Origin of the sequence: Pseudomonas sp. B37(2017) (genome assembly GCF_002112885.1) — a bacterium.
Lineage (GTDB): Bacteria > Pseudomonadota > Gammaproteobacteria > Pseudomonadales > Pseudomonadaceae > Aquipseudomonas > Aquipseudomonas paraglycinae.
In genome coordinates this window covers 103,560-118,382 of the sequence record NZ_NEIX01000004.1, presented here as the reverse complement: position 1 = coordinate 118,382, position 14,823 = coordinate 103,560, and the positions used below count along the sequence as shown (strand labels likewise).

Genomic DNA, 14,823 nt, shown 5'->3' with positions numbered 1-14,823 from the left:
CAGCGGGATCTCCACCGAATTTCGAATTACGAGAAGCGAACCACTACCATGATGCGCAGCCATTATTGCGGCCAACTGAACGAAAGCCTGGAAGGCCAGGAAATTACCCTTTGCGGATGGGTTCACCGTCGTCGCGACCACGGCGGGGTGATTTTCCTCGATATCCGTGATCGTGACGGTCTGGCCCAGGTAGTGTTCGATCCGGATCGCGCCGAGAGCTTCGCCGCCGCCGATCGCGTGCGCAGCGAATACGTCGTGAAGATCACCGGCAAGGTGCGTCTGCGTCCGGCCGGTGCCACCAACGCCAACATGGCGTCGGGCATGATCGAAGTGCTGGGCTACGAACTGGAAGTGCTGAACGAGTCGGAAACCCCGCCGTTCCCGCTGAACGAGTTCTCCGACGTCGGCGAAGAAACCCGTCTGCGTTATCGCTTCCTGGACCTGCGTCGTCCGGAAATGGCCGAGAAGCTGCGTCTGCGTTCGCGCATGACCACCAGCATCCGTCGCTACCTGGACGAGAACGGCTTCCTCGACGTCGAGACGCCGATCCTGACCCGTGCCACTCCGGAAGGCGCGCGCGACTACCTCGTGCCGAGCCGTACCCACGCCGGTTCGTTCTTCGCGCTGCCGCAATCGCCACAGCTGTTCAAGCAATTGCTGATGGTCGCCGGCTTCGACCGCTACTACCAGATCGCCAAGTGCTTCCGCGACGAAGACCTGCGTGCCGACCGTCAGCCTGAGTTCACTCAGATCGACATCGAGACCAGCTTCCTCGACGAAAAAGACATCATGGGCCTGACCGAAGGCATGATCCGCAACCTGTTCAAGGAAGTGCTGGATCTGGAATTCGGCGAATTCCCGCACATGACTTTCGAAGAAGCCATGCGCCGTTACGGTTCCGACAAGCCAGACCTGCGTAACCCGCTGGAACTGGTCGACGTGGCCGATCAGCTGAAAGAAGTGGATTTCAAAGTCTTCAGCGGCCCTGCCAACGATCCGAAATGCCGTATCGCCGCACTGCGCGTTCCAGGCGGGGCGAGCATGCCGCGCAAGCAGATCGACGACTACACCAAGTTCGTCGGCATCTACGGTGCCAAGGGCCTGGCGTACATCAAGGTCAACGAGCGCGCTGCCGGTGTTGACGGTCTGCAATCGCCGATCGTGAAAAACATCCCGGAAGCCAACCTGAACGTGATCCTCGATCGCGTTGGCGCAGTCGACGGTGACATCGTGTTCTTCGGCGCCGACAAGGCCAAGATCGTCAGCGAAGCCCTGGGCGCGCTGCGTATCAAGCTCGGTCACGACCTGAAGCTGCTAACCTGCGAATGGGCGCCGATGTGGGTTGTCGACTTCCCGATGTTCGAAGAGAACGACGACGGCAGTTTCTCGGCTCTGCACCACCCGTTCACCGCACCGAAGTGCTCGCCGGAAGAGCTGGAAGCCAACCCGGCTGGCGCTCTGTCCCGTGCCTACGACATGGTGCTGAACGGCACCGAGCTGGGTGGCGGTTCGATCCGTATCCACCGCAAAGAGATGCAACAGGCGGTCTTCCGTCTGCTGGGCATCAACGAAGCGGAACAGGAAGAGAAGTTCGGCTTCCTGCTCGACGCCCTGAAATACGGCGCGCCGCCGCACGGTGGTCTGGCCTTCGGTCTGGACCGTCTGGTGATGCTGATGACCGGCGCCCAGTCGATCCGTGAAGTGATCGCCTTCCCGAAAACCCAGAGTGCTGCCGACGTGATGACGCAGGCGCCGGGTGTGGTGGATGCGAAGGCATTGCGCGAATTGCACATTCGTTTGCGCGAAACGCCAAAGGCCGAGTAAGACGGGCCTGAAGGCGCATCTTCGGATGCGCCTTTTTTCTTTCTGCAGTGATTGAAAACAAGATTTTTTTGCTCGCCGATGCAAATGCATGGCGGGCATTGTTCAAGAGAATTCGGAGCGAGTTATGGCAGGTCATTCCAAGTGGGCGAACATCAAGCACCGCAAAGAACGCCAGGATGCCAAGAGAGGCAAGATCTTCACCAAGTGGATCCGCGAACTGACCGTTGCGGCCCGTCAGGGCGGCGGTGATCCGGGTTCCAACCCGCGTCTGCGTCTGGCGCTGGACAAGGCGCTGGGCGCCAACATGAGCCGCGACATCATCGACCGTGCCGTGGCTCGTGGCGCCGGTGCGACCGAAGCCGACAACGTTGAAGAACTGACCTACGAAGGTTACGGCCCGGGCGGCGTGGCGGTGATGGTCGAGTGCATGACCGACAACCGCAACCGTACCGCAGCGGCCGTGCGCCACGCGTTCAGCAAGTGTGGCGGCAACCTCGGTACCGACGGTTCGGTAGCCTATCTATTCGAACGCAAGGGCCAGATCAGCTTTGCCCCGGGCGTCGACGAAGATGCACTGACGGAAGCGGCGCTGGAAGCCGATGCCGACGACGTGGTCAGCCACGAAGACGGCTCGATCGACGTGTTCACCTCGTTCACCAGTTTCTACGCGGTACGCAATGCCCTGGAAGCCGCTGGTTTCAAGGGTGATGACGCGGAAATCGTCATGCAGCCGACCACCAGCGCCGAACTGGATCTGGAGGGCGCGGAGAAGGTGCTCAAGCTGATCGACATGCTGGAAGACCTGGACGACGTGCAGAACGTCTACTCCAACGCGGACATTCCGGAAGACGTGGCCGCTCAGCTCGGTTGAGAGCGACTACGATTCAATGTGGGAGATTCCGTGTTTGAGGCTTACCCTCAAGCACGGGATCTCCCACATTTGTTTTTGTGTTTTTTCGAACCAGCAGGCTTATGACTTTAATTCTTGGTATCGACCCCGGTTCGCGCATTACCGGTTACGGCATTGTTCGCGATACCGGACGCGGCGGTTGCATCTATGTCGCCTCGGGTTGTATCCGCACCGGTGCCGGTGAGCTGCATGAGCGGTTGCAGATCGTCTATCGCGGCGTGCGGGAAATCATCCAGACCTACGGCCCGGTCACCATGGGCATCGAAAAGGTGTTCATGGCAAAAAACGCCGACTCGGCGCTCAAGCTCGGGCAGGCCCGTGGGGCCGCTATCGTTGCCGGCGCCGAAGAAAGCTTGGAGATCGCCGAGTACACGGCCACCCAGGTCAAGCAGGCTGTGGTGGGAACTGGCGCTGCCAATAAAGAGCAGGTGCAGATGATGGTCATGCACATGCTCAAGCTGACCAGCAAACCGCAAATCGACGCTTCGGATGCCCTGGCGATTGCCATTTGTCACGCCCACACCCGCTCCAGTCTGTTACCGCATGGCTTGGGAACGGCACGCAGTCGTGGCGGGCGCCTGCGTCTCTGATAGCATCAGCAGTCAATTTCACGGAATGTGGATTGCGCGCCTGGGTCGTCGGCGGTAAATCCATGTTCTGTCGGTCGCCAGCCCACGGCTGGCCAACGCTCAAGGATCTGAAACGTGATTGGACGCTTGCGCGGCACTCTGGCTGAAAAACAGCCGCCGCACCTGATTCTGGATGTAAACGGCCTCGGGTATGAGCTGGAAGTGCCCATGACCACCCTTTATCGTCTGCCGTCGGTCGGTGAACCGCTGACCCTGCACACCCATTTGGTCGTACGTGAAGACGCGCAGTTACTCTATGGTTTTGCCGGCAAGCGTGAGCGAGACTTTTTTCGCGAGTTGATCCGTCTCAATGGTGTGGGGCCGAAACTGGCCCTGGCCTTGATGTCGAGTCTGGAAGTCGACGAACTGATCCGCTGCGTGCAGTCCCAGGACACCTCGGCGCTGACCAAGGTGCCGGGCGTGGGCAAGAAAACCGCCGAGCGTCTGCTGGTCGAGCTCAAGGATCGCTTCAAGGCCTGGGAAACCTCGCCGGCCATGTTCGCACTGGTGCCGAACCAGCCGGACGGCCCGGCGCCGGTCAACACCGCCGAGAACGATGCGGTCAGTGCGCTGATTTCCCTGGGCTACAAGCCACAGGAAGCGAGCAAGGCGATTTCCGCGATCAAAGAGAAAGGCCTGAGCAGCGAAGACATGATTCGACGCGCCCTGAAGGGAATGATTTAAGTGATTGAAGCTGATCGTCTGATCGCCGCCACGCACAGCCCGCGTGAGCGCGAAGAAGTCCAGGATCGGGCGATACGTCCCGTCAGCCTGGCCGAATACATCGGCCAGCCGACCGTTCGCGAGCAGATGGAACTGTTTATCCAGGCCGCCCGTGGCCGTAGCGAATCCCTCGACCACACCCTGATCTTCGGTCCGCCGGGGCTGGGTAAAACCACGCTGGCGAACATCATCGCCCAGGAAATGGGCGTGTCGATCAAGAGCACTTCCGGCCCGGTGCTGGAGCGTCCGGGGGATCTGGCGGCACTGTTGACCAATCTTGAGCCGCACGACGTGCTTTTCATCGATGAAATTCATCGCCTGTCGCCGATCGTCGAAGAAGTGCTGTACCCGGCGATGGAAGACTTCCAGCTCGACATCATGATCGGTGAGGGGCCGGCGGCGCGTTCGATCAAGCTCGATCTGCCGCCGTTCACTCTGGTCGGTGCGACCACGCGGGCGGGCATGTTGACCAACCCGTTGCGCGACCGTTTCGGTATCGTCCAGCGTCTCGAGTTCTACAGCACCGCCGACCTGGCGACGATTGTCAGCCGTTCGGCGAGCATCCTCGGTCTGCCGCTGGATCCGGAAGGGGCGTTCGAGATTGCACGTCGTGCACGTGGCACACCGCGGATCGCCAACCGCTTGTTGCGTCGGGTGCGGGATTTCGCCGAAGTCCGGGCCAAGGGCCACATTACCAAGTCTGTCGCGGATCTGGCGCTGAACCTGCTGGATGTCGATGAACATGGCTTCGATCATCAGGACCGGCGTCTGCTGTTGACCATGATCGAGAAATTCGACGGCGGTCCGGTGGGCATCGACAGCCTGGCGGCGGCGATCAGCGAAGAGCGCCACACCATTGAAGACGTGCTGGAGCCATACCTGATTCAGCAGGGTTACATCATGAGGACGCCGCGGGGCAGGGTGGTTACCCGTCACGCGTACCTGCATTTTGGTTTAAACATTCCGACACGAATGGGCGAGATGCCCGTGGTAGACGAGTTTCTCGATGCCGTGGACGATTAATACACATTTATTGTCGATTTATTCAGCGTTTGTACTGTCTCAGGACGGTACTTTTGCGGTAAAGCCTTCGAACAATGAAAAACAGTTGCCTGGCCGGATTGGCAACCCGAGGAGTAAGCACTAGAGTATGCGCGCGCAAAACGGGCTTGAGCCATTCGCACATCGTTGTCGCGTTTATTACGAGGACACCGATGCGGGCGGCATCGTGTATTACGTTAATTACCTCAAGTTTATGGAACGGGCTCGAACCGAGCGGCTCCGGGAGCTGGGCTTTGCCCAGTCGGCGCTGGCAGGGGAGGACCTGTTGTTCGTCGTGCATTCCAGCGAAGCGCGTTATCACGCGCCGGCGCGACTGGACGACGAGCTTCTGGTAAGCGCTGATGTAATCGAATTGAACCGTGCCAGCCTGCGCTTTCGACAGCAGGTCAGGCGGGCAACGGATAATGTGCTGCTCTGCGAAGGGCAGTTTCTGGTGGCCTGTGTGCGCACTAACAGTTTGAAACCCCGGGCCCTTCCCGAAGACCTGCGTGCGGCCTTTGCCGACGCGGTCGGCACGGGTACACACTCAAAGCAGGAGATAAAGCGTGGAAGCTAACGTCGTCGACCATTCCTCCATGTGGAGCCTGGTCAGCAATGCCAGCATCGTGGTGCAGTTGGTAATGTTGACCCTGGTGGCCGCATCGGTGACCTCATGGATCATGATCTTTCAGCGCAGCAACCTGCTGCGCGCCGGTCGACGTGCCCTGGAGAGCTTCGAGGAGCGCTTCTGGTCGGGTATCGACCTGTCCAAACTCTATCGTCAGGCCGGCAGCAACCCGGATCCGGATTCGGGCGTCGAGCAGATCTTCCGTGCCGGCTTCAAGGAGTTCTCCCGTCTGCGTCAGCAGCCAGGCGTCGATCCTGAAGCGGTGATGGAAGGTGTGGCCCGTGCCATGCGTGTCGCCATCTCCCGCGAAGAAGAAAAGCTCGAGCAGAGCCTGCCGTTCCTCGCCACCGTAGGTTCCGTCAGCCCGTACATCGGTCTGTTCGGTACCGTCTGGGGGATCATGAACTCGTTCCGCGGTCTGGCCAGCGCCCAGCAGGCCACTCTGGCTACCGTGGCTCCCGGCATCGCCGAAGCCCTGATCGCCACCGCGATCGGTCTGTTTGCCGCGATCCCGGCCGTTATCGCTTACAACCGTTTCTCTGCCCGCAGCGAAACCTTGCTGAGCCGCTACTACACCTTCGCCGATGAATTCCAGGCGATCCTGCACCGCAAAGTGCACACCAGCGAAGAATAAGCAGGTATTTCCCGATGGCTTTAATCACTCGAGCCCGACACAAGCGCAAGCCGGTCGCCGAGATGAACGTAGTGCCTTACATCGACGTGATGCTGGTGCTGCTGGTCATCTTCATGGTGACTGCGCCGATGCTCAATCAGGGCGTGAAAGTGGATCTGCCCAAGGTTTCCAGCGAAGCCTTGCCGCAGGACAACAACACCCAGGTGCTGACCATTTCGATCAAGTCGGACAAGACCTACTACTGGAACCTTGGCAGCGAAGTCGACACCGAGAAGCAGCAGGACCGGGCCATGACCCTGCCACAGATGACCGACGCGGTGACCAAGATCATTCGCGCCGGCACTGAAGGCGGCAAGCGTACCCAGGTCTTCATCCGTGGCGACAAGTCCGTCGATTATGGCTCCGTCATGGGCGCCATGGGCGGGTTGCAGAAAGCCGGGGTCGGTAACGTTGGCTTGATCACCGAGGCGCCCTGATGCAGCAACAGCGAGAGCCGTCCGCCTCGGAAAGCTACTTCTGGCCTAGTGTCTGGGCGATTGGCTTGCACGTGCTGGTGTTCGGCATGCTGTTCGTCAGTTTCGCCCTGACCCCGGAGCTGCCGCCGGCCAAGCCGATTGTCCAGGCGACCCTGTACCAGCTGAAATCGAAAAGTCAGGCAACCACCCAGACCAATCAGAAGATTGCGGGTGAGGCGAAGAAATCCGCCGCGCGCCAGACCGAAGTCGAGCAGATGGAGCAGAAAAAGGTCGAGCAGGAAGCGGTGAAGGCTGCGGAACAAAAGAAAGAAGAAGCGGCTCAAAAGGCCGAGGAAGCCAAGAAGGCCGATGAGGCGAAGAAAGCGGACGAGGCGAAGAAGGCTGATGAAGCCAAGAAAGCCGAAGACGCGAAGAAAACCGCCGAAGCCAAGAAGGCAGAAGAGAAACAATTGGCTGATATAGCCAAGAAGAAAGCCGAAGAAGAAGCCAAGAAGGCTGCTGAAGAAGAGGCCAAGAAAGCGGCCGCTGAAGAAGCCAAGAAGAAGATCGTCGAAGACGCGAAGAAGAAAGCCGCCGAAGACGCCAAGAAGAAAGCTGAAGCTGAAGAGGCGAAGAAGAAAGTCGCCGAAGACGCGAAGAAGAAAGCTGCTGCCGATGCTGCGAAGAAGAAAGCGCAGGAAGCGGCACGTAAATCCGCCGAAGACAAAAAGGCTCAGGCCCTGGCAGATTTGCTTTCCGACACGCCGCAGCGCCAGCAGGCCTTGGCTGATGAGCAGGGCGATGAAGTCGCGGGCAGTTTCGATGACCTGATTCGTGCGCGGGCAGCGGAAGGCTGGGCACGTCCACCTTCGGCACGCAAAGGCATGACGGTTGTGCTGCAGATCGGCATGTTGCCGGACGGTACGGTGACTTCGGTCAGCGTGGCCAAGTCCAGTGGCGACGGTCCGTTCGATGCGTCGGCAGTGGCAGCGGTCAAGAATATTGGACGTTTGACGGAAATGCAGGGAATGAAGCCGAGCGATTTCGCTCCGTATCGTTCATTCAAGATGACATTCACACCTGAGGATCTAGCCTTGTGAGAAACCTTCTTCGAGGAATGCTGGTCGTGATCTGCTGCATGGCAGGGATCGCGATGGCGGATGAAAAGAACATTCTGGTCACCAGCGGCAGCGATCGGGCAACTCCGATCGCCGTCGTACCGTTCGGTTTCCAGGGCGGTGCCGTCCTGCCGGATGACATGGCTGAAATCATTGGTAACGATTTGCGCAACTCGGGCTATTACTCGCCGATTCCAAAGCAAAACATGATCAGCCAGCCAAGCCAGCCGAGCGAAATCATCTTCCGTGACTGGAAGGCGGTGGGCGCGCAATACATGATGGTCGGCAGCATCGCGCCGGCCGGTGGCCGTCTGCAGGTGCAGTGGGCTCTGTTCAACGTCGCCACCGAGCAGAAAGTGGCTGACGGCAGTGTGTCCGGTACCACCGAACAGCTGCGTGACATGGCGCACTTCATCTCCGATCAGTCGTTCGAAAAACTGACCGGTATTAAAGGTGCATTCTCGACTCGCCTGCTGTACGTCACAGCCGAGCGTTTCTCCGAGAAGAACACCCGTTACACCCTGCAGCGCTCGGACTATGACGGCGCCCGCGCCGTGACCCTGCTGCAATCGCGCGAGCCGATCCTGTCGCCGCGTTTTGCACCGGACGGCAAGCGTATCGCCTACGTGTCGTTCGAACAGAAGCGTCCGCGCATCTTCATGCAGAACATCGACACCGGTCGCCGCGAGCAGATCACCAACTTCGAAGGCCTGAACGGCGCGCCAGCCTGGTCGCCGGACGGCAATCGCCTGGCGTTCGTGCTGTCGAAAGACGGTAACCCGGACATCTACGTGATGAACCTCGGTTCGCGTCAGATCACCCGCGTGACCGCAGGTCCTGGCATCAACACTGAACCGTACTGGGGCAAGGATGGTTCGACCATCTACTTCACCTCCGACCGTGGCGGCAAGCCGCAGATCTACAAGACCAGCGCTGGTGGCGGCGGTGCCGAGCGTGTGACTTTCGTGGGCAACTACAACGCCAACCCGAAGCTTTCGGCGGATGAAAAGACCCTGGTGATGATCCATCGTCAGGACGGTTTCACCAATTTCAAAGTGGCGGCCCAGGATTTGCAGCGCGGAAGTGTAAAAATCCTCACTGATAGCACTCTGGACGAGTCGCCTACTGTTGCGCCCAACGGCACCATGGTAATCTACGCCACCCGCCAGCAGGGCCGGGGAGTCTTGATGCTCGTGTCCATTAATGGACGCGTGAGGCTCCCGCTTCCTACCGCTCAAGGCGAAGTCAGAGAACCGTCCTGGTCCCCTTACCTGAACTGACGCGGCGCTTTACGTTTTACTTAACACACTGGGGTTCATTAGGAGTTTCACGATGGAAATGCTGAAGTTTGGTAAATTTGCTGCGCTGGCTCTGGCCATGGCTGTAGCTGTAGGTTGCTCGTCCAAAGGCGGCGACAACGCCGGTGAAGGCGCTGTTGATCCAAACGCTGGTTACGGCGCAAACACTGGTGCAGTTGACGGTTCCCTGAGCGAAGAAGCTGCTCTGCGCGCAATCACCACCTTCTACTTCGAATACGACAGCTCGGACCTGAAGCCAGAAGCCATGCGCGCTCTGGACGTTCACGCCAAAGACCTGAAAGCAAATGGCGCTCGCGTTGTTCTGGAAGGCAACACCGACGAACGTGGTACTCGTGAGTACAACATGGCACTGGGCGAGCGTCGTGCGAAAGCCGTTCAGCGCTACCTGGTACTGCAAGGTGTTTCCCCAGCTCAGCTGGAACTGGTTTCCTACGGCGAAGAGCGTCCAGTTGCTACCGGCAACGACGAGCAGTCCTGGGCTCAAAACCGTCGCGTCGAACTGCGTAAGTAATTCGATATGCGAACGTGCCGTCGTGCTGTAACTGTTCTGGCTCTCAGCCTCGCGCCGCTTGCGGCGTGGGCTGCGGTTCCTGTGGTCGATGACAACTCCGGTTATAACAATAGCGGGAGCAGTTATCCGCCTGCAGGTTACGGTACGAACGGCGCCTATGCCGGGGGAGCGGCTTCGGCCCCTGCCTCGGCAAACGGCATGCTGTTCAACCAACTGCAACAAATGCAGGATCAGATATCGCGCCAGCAAGGCGTGATCGAAGAACTGCAGAACCAAGTTTCGCGCATGAAGCAAGAGTCCCTGGAGCGATACCAGGATCTTGATCGGCGCATAGGATCCGGCGTTGCACCTGCCGCGACTCCCGAGAATTCTTCTGCCGGTGGCGATGCAAGTGCTGCTGCCGGTGCCGCCGCTGGAGCCGGGGCTGCTGCTGCCGCCCAGGCACCTGCTGCGGGTGGCGAACCGGCTGATCCGGCCAAGGAAAAGCTGTATTACGACGCAGCTTTCGACCTGATCAAGGCCAAGGATTTCGACAAGGCCAGCCAGGCATTTGCCGCTTTCCTGCGTAAATACCCGAACAGCCAATATGCGGGCAACGCCCAGTACTGGCTGGGTGAAGTGAACCTGGCAAAAGGCGATCTGCAAGGTGCAGGTCAGGCTTTCGCCAAGGTTTCGCAGCTGTATCCCAAGCACGCCAAAGTGCCGGATTCGCTGTACAAGCTGGCTGACGTAGAGCGCCGCCTCGGTCATACCGACAAGGTCAAAGGCATTCTGCAGCAGGTGGTGGCCCAGTATCCGGGCACGTCCGCCGCGCAGTTGGCCCAGCGCGATCTGCAACGCATGTAACAGCTTTGACCCGTTTGGAAGAAACCCGCGCTTGTCGCGGGTTTTTTCGTTAGAATTCACGCCCTTTTATGAAACACGCTTCTGGTGATCTACGCGTTGGCGGGGTTGCCTGAAGTGCCTGACGGAGGCGGACAGCCTGTTTAGCTGTTACGCCCGTGGCGACTATGCAAGACACATTGAGAATCACCGAAGTTTTCTACTCGTTGCAGGGGGAAACGCGGACTGCCGGGCTGCCCACTGTTTTTGTGCGCCTGACCGGTTGCCCATTGCGTTGCCAATACTGCGACAGCGCCTACGCGTTCAGCGGTGGCACGATCCGCACCCTCGACGACATCCTCGAGCAAGTGGCCGGCTTTCGCCCACGCTACGTCTGCGTCACTGGCGGTGAGCCGCTGGCACAGCCCAATGCCATCCCTTTGCTCAAACAGTTGTGCGATGCCGGCTACGAAGTCTCGCTGGAAACCAGCGGCGCCCTCGACATCTCGGCGGTCGATCCGCGGGTAAGTCGGGTTGTCGACCTGAAAACGCCAGACTCCAAAGAAGCCCATCGCAACCGTTACGAGAACATCGAACTGCTGACGCCCAACGATCAGGTGAAGTTTGTCATCTGCTCGCGGGAGGACTATGACTGGGCGGTATCGAAGCTGATCCAGTACGGTTTGGAGCGACGTGCAGGTGAAGTGCTGTTTTCCCCAAGTCACCACGACCTGAACGCTCGGGATCTGGCGGACTGGGTGGTGGCGGATAACCTGCCAGTGCGCCTGCAACTGCAGCTGCATAAATATCTATGGAATGATGAGCCGGGGCGCTGAGATGACTGAACAACTGAACACTAGCCAGAAACGTGCGGTAATCCTGCTGTCGGGTGGCCTGGACTCGGCAACTGTCGTGGCCATGGCCCGCGCTGAAGGCTACGCCTGCTACACCATGAGTTTCGATTACGGTCAGCGTTCCCACGCCGAACTGCATGCCGCTGCTCGCGTTGCCCGCGACCTGGGCGTGGTCGAACACAAGGTGATCGGCCTGAACCTGAACGGCATGGGCGGTTCGGCCCTGACCGACACCAGCATCGACATCCCGGAAGAGTTGGGCGAAGGTATTCCGGTCACTTACGTGCCGGCGCGCAACACGGTTTTCCTGTCGCTGGCCCTGGGTTGGGCTGAAGTGCTCGGCGCCCGTGACATCTTTATCGGCGTCAACGCAGTGGATTACTCCGGTTACCCGGATTGCCGTCCCGAGTTCATCGAGTCGTTCGAGCGCATGGCCAATCTGGCGACCAAGGCTGGTGTGGAAGGCAATGGTTTCCGCATCCAGGCACCGCTGCAGAACCTGAGCAAGGCGCAGATCGTCCAGGCGGGCGTGAAGCTCGGCGTTGATTACGGGCTGACCGTTTCCTGCTATCAGGCGGACGATGATGGCCGTGCTTGCGGCAAATGCGACAGCTGCCGACTGCGTGCAGAAGGCTTCGCGGCGGCCGGAATCAGCGACCCGACACCTTATTTTTGATTATTTTCAAATTAGGTGTTGAATAGTCCTTAAAAATCAGTATTATACGCGCCACCACACAGCGGGTCGTTAGCTCAGTTGGTAGAGCAGTTGGCTTTTAACCAATTGGTCGTAGGTTCGAATCCCACACGACCCACCATATTTGGCGGTTTAGAAAATCCGGAAGGCCCACGAAAGTGAGGATTTCCGGGTTTTTTTTTGCCTGCGATTCGGGCATCCCTCCCTTCGTTTCTTCCTGCCGTGACGCAGGTCAGAATCATCTTTTGTATCAACGGGATATTCTGTAGCCTTGCGCAGCTTCAATGCTGTCCGTGCCTGATAATACTCACTCTCCCGGCGGTACCCTCAAGCGGTCCGGAGCCGGGTGTATACTCGACTTTCGCGCGAATGCGCCTGCAGGTCTTGCGAACATGACGCAGATTTCCGAACGCCTTCTGGTACAAGCCCACCTCGATGCCAAGCAGCCCAAGCCGCTGACAGCCGAGGAAGAGGCTTATTACCGTTCCGCCATCGCCGCCGAGCTCAAGGCTCAGGACGCGGTGCTGGTTGCCCACTTTTATTGCGATCCGATCATCCAGGCCCTCGCCGAAGAAACCGGCGGTTGTGTTTCCGATTCTCTGGAAATGGCCCGCTTCGGCAACGCCCATCCGGCCAAGACCGTGGTGGTCGCTGGCGTGAAATTCATGGGCGAGACCGCGAAGATTCTCAACCCTGAAAAGCGCGTGCTGATGCCGACCCTGGAAGCGACCTGCTCGCTCGATCTGGGTTGCCCGGTGGACGAGTTCTCGGCGTTCTGCGATCAGCATCCGGAACGCACCGTGGTGGTGTATGCCAACACCTCGGCGGCGGTCAAAGCCCGGGCCGACTGGGTAGTGACCTCCAGCTGCGCACTGGAAATCGTCGAGAGCCTGATGGACAACGGCGAAACCATTATCTGGGGCCCGGACAAGCACCTGGGCACCTACATCCAGCGTCAGACCGGCGCCGACATGTTGCTCTGGGACGGTGCCTGCATCGTTCACGAAGAGTTCAAGTCCAAGCAGCTGGAAGACATGAAAGCGCTGTACCCGGACGCTGCCATTCTGGTGCATCCGGAGTCGCCGACCTCGGTGATCGAACTGGCGGACGCCGTCGGTTCCACCAGTCAGCTGATTGCCGCCGCGCAATCGCTGCCGAACAAGACCCTGATCGTCGCCACCGATCGCGGCATCTTCTACAAGATGCAGCAGCTGTGCCCGGACAAGGTCTTCATCGAGGCGCCAACCGCCGGTAACGGCGCGGCGTGCCGCAGCTGTGCACATTGCCCGTGGATGGCCATGAACACCCTTGAACGCACGCTCAAGTGCCTGAAGGAGGGCTCGAACGAGATCTTCGTCGACCCGGCTCTCATTCCTCAGGCGATCCGCCCGCTCAAGCGCATGCTCGATTTCACTCAGGCCGCGCGGATGAAGCTGGCCGGCAACGCCTGACCTTGAGCCGCAAACAAAAACGCCCCGATTGGATCGGGGCGTTTTTGCATCTGGAGGATTATTTGGTTTTCTTCGGGATTCGCACGAGCTGTGTGTCGGAGTAGATGTCATGCCAGGCGCGTTTCTGTTTGTCGAACAGCGACCAGAAGAATCCCAGGCCCAGGCACAGCCACGACGCAATCGACACCATGAACCGGAGCAACGCCTGCCACAGACTGATCGCAGTGCCATCGGCGTTCTGCACACGAATGCCCCAGACCTGCATGCCCAGGGTCTGCCCGGCGTGGGTCCAGAACTTGGCGAAGAAGCCGAACAGCACCAGCAGCAGCACAGTGGAGTACAGCGGATCGCCATCCAGTTGCCCGGCGTCGGTCAGAACCCGCAGACGCTCCTCACCGATGATCGCGGCCTGAATCATCTTGTAGACGCCACCGGTCACGATCAGCAGGGCAGTGCACAGCAGAAAGTCATAGAACATCGCTGCCAGACGACGGCCCAGGCCGACGGCGGGGAAATCGCCCTGGGGAGTGAGCAGGTGTTTCGACATGGCAGCCTCTGGACGGAAAGTGAAGCGCCATTTTACGGATTTGCGCCCACAAAAAAGCCCCTGATATCAATATCAGGGGCTTTTTCGTAACAGAAATCAGGCTTCTGCGATGACTTCGTCAGCTTGCATGCCTTTCTGGCCTTGCACTGCAACGAAGGTCACTTTCTGGCCTTCTTTCAGGCTCTTGAAGCCGTTGCCCTGAATGGCGCGGAAATGCACGAACAGATCCGGACCGCTTTCTGGAGTGATAAAACCAAAACCTTTCTCGTCGTTAAACCACTTGACGGTACCGCTCTGACGTGTGGACATTTCTTATTTCCTTTGACGCATAAATTGATGACAGTCTCTTCCTCATGAAAGAGTACTGGGGCTGGTTGCAGGAGAGTAAGAAGACGTCGAACGGGATGTAGCTAACTTGTAGGCTACTGCCCAGGTCACGATTCCAAGCTGACCCATGCAAACACAGTGGACAAACTCTACGCCAACTACGGGAGGAAAAACAAGCCCTGTGAAGGCCCCGGTTTTCCTGCGCTTGCTGGCACTTAGTCGGTCCACTAGTCCGGCTTATTCGATTGGCTTGTTCAATTGTTTTCGAACGTTATAAGCCAAGTTCATATTCGAATCGAATGTAAAGAGAGTGCACTGTTTTATGGCGATTGCGTT

At 58.9% G+C, this 14,823-nt stretch carries 17 protein-coding genes and 1 tRNA gene; 16 read left to right on the top strand and 2 right to left on the bottom strand.

Annotated features, from left to right (window positions below):
- The first annotated feature begins 48 nt into the window (after positions 1 to 48).
- From aspS to nadA, 16 genes are all read left to right on the top strand, one after another.
- Positions 49 to 1,824: an aspartate--tRNA ligase gene (aspS, locus tag CAF90_RS12440; protein ID WP_007951209.1), complete on the top strand. Its 1,776-nt coding sequence runs from the start codon at positions 49 to 51 to the stop codon at positions 1,822 to 1,824.
- A gap of 124 nt (positions 1,825 to 1,948) precedes the next feature.
- On the top strand, positions 1,949 to 2,695 hold the full coding sequence (locus tag CAF90_RS12435) for a YebC/PmpR family DNA-binding transcriptional regulator (protein ID WP_003227527.1): 747 nt from the start codon (positions 1,949 to 1,951) through the stop codon (positions 2,693 to 2,695).
- Between the two features lie 101 nt (positions 2,696 to 2,796).
- Positions 2,797 to 3,324: a crossover junction endodeoxyribonuclease RuvC gene (gene ruvC, locus CAF90_RS12430; protein WP_007951206.1), complete on the top strand. Its 528-nt coding sequence runs from the start codon at positions 2,797 to 2,799 to the stop codon at positions 3,322 to 3,324.
- Positions 3,325 to 3,438: 114 nt separating this feature from the next.
- Positions 3,439 to 4,047, top strand: a complete 609-nt coding sequence (gene ruvA / locus CAF90_RS12425; protein ID WP_007951205.1) for a Holliday junction branch migration protein RuvA — start codon at positions 3,439 to 3,441, stop codon at positions 4,045 to 4,047.
- Positions 4,048 to 5,109, top strand: a complete 1,062-nt coding sequence (ruvB, locus tag CAF90_RS12420; protein WP_085606616.1) for a Holliday junction branch migration DNA helicase RuvB — start codon at positions 4,048 to 4,050, stop codon at positions 5,107 to 5,109.
- Positions 5,110 to 5,236: 127 nt separating this feature from the next.
- Entirely contained in the window at positions 5,237 to 5,704 is a 468-nt protein-coding gene (ybgC, locus tag CAF90_RS12415; protein WP_007951203.1) for a tol-pal system-associated acyl-CoA thioesterase, read from the top strand.
- The gene (gene tolQ / locus CAF90_RS12410) at positions 5,694 to 6,389 is read left to right on the top strand and encodes a protein TolQ (RefSeq protein ID WP_007912733.1); all 696 of its coding nucleotides are present in this window, start codon (positions 5,694 to 5,696) and stop codon (positions 6,387 to 6,389) included. Before ybgC ends, tolQ begins: the two co-directional genes overlap by 11 nt.
- A gap of 23 nt (positions 6,390 to 6,412) precedes the next feature.
- A complete protein-coding gene (tolR, locus tag CAF90_RS12405; protein ID WP_162130475.1) occupies positions 6,413 to 6,865 on the top strand; it encodes a protein TolR in 453 nt (150 codons plus the stop codon).
- Entirely contained in the window at positions 6,865 to 7,944 is a 1,080-nt protein-coding gene (gene tolA / locus CAF90_RS12400; RefSeq protein ID WP_085606614.1) for a cell envelope integrity protein TolA, read from the top strand. The genes tolR and tolA overlap by 1 nt, the downstream gene beginning before the upstream one ends.
- 17 nt (positions 7,945 to 7,961) lie before the next feature.
- Positions 7,962 to 9,242: a Tol-Pal system beta propeller repeat protein TolB gene (gene tolB / locus CAF90_RS12395; protein WP_162831782.1), complete on the top strand. Its 1,281-nt coding sequence runs from the start codon at positions 7,962 to 7,964 to the stop codon at positions 9,240 to 9,242.
- Between the two features lie 52 nt (positions 9,243 to 9,294).
- Positions 9,295 to 9,792 (top strand): peptidoglycan-associated lipoprotein Pal, encoded by a 498-nt coding sequence (pal, locus tag CAF90_RS12390; protein ID WP_003178634.1) that lies wholly within the window; start codon positions 9,295 to 9,297, stop codon positions 9,790 to 9,792.
- 6 nt (positions 9,793 to 9,798) lie between these two features.
- Positions 9,799 to 10,638, top strand: a complete 840-nt coding sequence (ybgF, locus tag CAF90_RS12385; protein ID WP_007951199.1) for a tol-pal system protein YbgF — start codon at positions 9,799 to 9,801, stop codon at positions 10,636 to 10,638.
- Between the two features lie 164 nt (positions 10,639 to 10,802).
- Positions 10,803 to 11,450 (top strand): 7-carboxy-7-deazaguanine synthase QueE, encoded by a 648-nt coding sequence (gene queE, locus CAF90_RS12380; RefSeq protein ID WP_007951198.1) that lies wholly within the window; start codon positions 10,803 to 10,805, stop codon positions 11,448 to 11,450.
- Between the two features lies 1 nt (position 11,451).
- Positions 11,452 to 12,144 carry a 7-cyano-7-deazaguanine synthase QueC gene (gene queC / locus CAF90_RS12375; protein WP_007951197.1) on the top strand — a complete coding sequence of 231 codons (693 nt, stop codon included), beginning with the start codon at positions 11,452 to 11,454 and terminating at the stop codon, positions 12,142 to 12,144.
- A 63-nt stretch (positions 12,145 to 12,207) separates the two neighbouring features.
- A tRNA-Lys gene (locus CAF90_RS12370) sits at positions 12,208 to 12,283 on the top strand.
- A 271-nt stretch (positions 12,284 to 12,554) separates the two neighbouring features.
- Entirely contained in the window at positions 12,555 to 13,613 is a 1,059-nt protein-coding gene (gene nadA / locus CAF90_RS12365) for a quinolinate synthase NadA (RefSeq protein ID WP_039766022.1), read from the top strand.
- Between the two features lie 58 nt (positions 13,614 to 13,671).
- Here nadA and CAF90_RS12360 read toward each other — a convergent pair whose 3' ends face one another.
- The gene (locus CAF90_RS12360; RefSeq protein WP_085606612.1) at positions 13,672 to 14,160 is read right to left on the bottom strand and encodes an RDD family protein; all 489 of its coding nucleotides are present in this window, start codon (positions 14,158 to 14,160) and stop codon (positions 13,672 to 13,674) included.
- 96 nt (positions 14,161 to 14,256) lie between these two features.
- A complete protein-coding gene (locus CAF90_RS12355) occupies positions 14,257 to 14,469 on the bottom strand; it encodes a cold-shock protein (protein WP_007951194.1) in 213 nt (70 codons plus the stop codon).
- Positions 14,470 to 14,823 lie beyond the last annotated feature (354 nt).

Excerpts from the sequence above, each read along its gene's own strand:
- aspS (WP_007951209.1), top strand. The coding sequence starts at position 49 with ATGATGCGCAGCCATTATTGCGGCCAACTGAACGAAAGCCTGGAAGGC.
- CAF90_RS12435 (WP_003227527.1), top strand. The coding sequence starts at position 1,949 with ATGGCAGGTCATTCCAAGTGGGCGAACATCAAGCACCGCAAAGAACGC.
- ruvC (WP_007951206.1), top strand. The coding sequence starts at position 2,797 with ATGACTTTAATTCTTGGTATCGACCCCGGTTCGCGCATTACCGGTTAC.
- ybgC (WP_007951203.1), top strand. The coding sequence starts at position 5,237 with ATGCGCGCGCAAAACGGGCTTGAGCCATTCGCACATCGTTGTCGCGTT.
- tolA (WP_085606614.1), top strand. The coding sequence starts at position 6,865 with ATGCAGCAACAGCGAGAGCCGTCCGCCTCGGAAAGCTACTTCTGGCCT.
- tolB (WP_162831782.1), top strand. The coding sequence starts at position 7,962 with ATGCTGGTCGTGATCTGCTGCATGGCAGGGATCGCGATGGCGGATGAA.
- pal (WP_003178634.1), top strand. The coding sequence starts at position 9,295 with ATGGAAATGCTGAAGTTTGGTAAATTTGCTGCGCTGGCTCTGGCCATG.
- ybgF (WP_007951199.1), top strand. The coding sequence starts at position 9,799 with ATGCGAACGTGCCGTCGTGCTGTAACTGTTCTGGCTCTCAGCCTCGCG.
- queE (WP_007951198.1), top strand. The coding sequence starts at position 10,803 with ATGCAAGACACATTGAGAATCACCGAAGTTTTCTACTCGTTGCAGGGG.
- queC (WP_007951197.1), top strand. The coding sequence starts at position 11,452 with ATGACTGAACAACTGAACACTAGCCAGAAACGTGCGGTAATCCTGCTG.
- nadA (WP_039766022.1), top strand. The coding sequence starts at position 12,555 with ATGACGCAGATTTCCGAACGCCTTCTGGTACAAGCCCACCTCGATGCC.
- CAF90_RS12360 (WP_085606612.1), bottom strand. The coding sequence starts at position 14,160 with ATGTCGAAACACCTGCTCACTCCCCAGGGCGATTTCCCCGCCGTCGGC.
- CAF90_RS12355 (WP_007951194.1), bottom strand. The coding sequence starts at position 14,469 with ATGTCCACACGTCAGAGCGGTACCGTCAAGTGGTTTAACGACGAGAAA.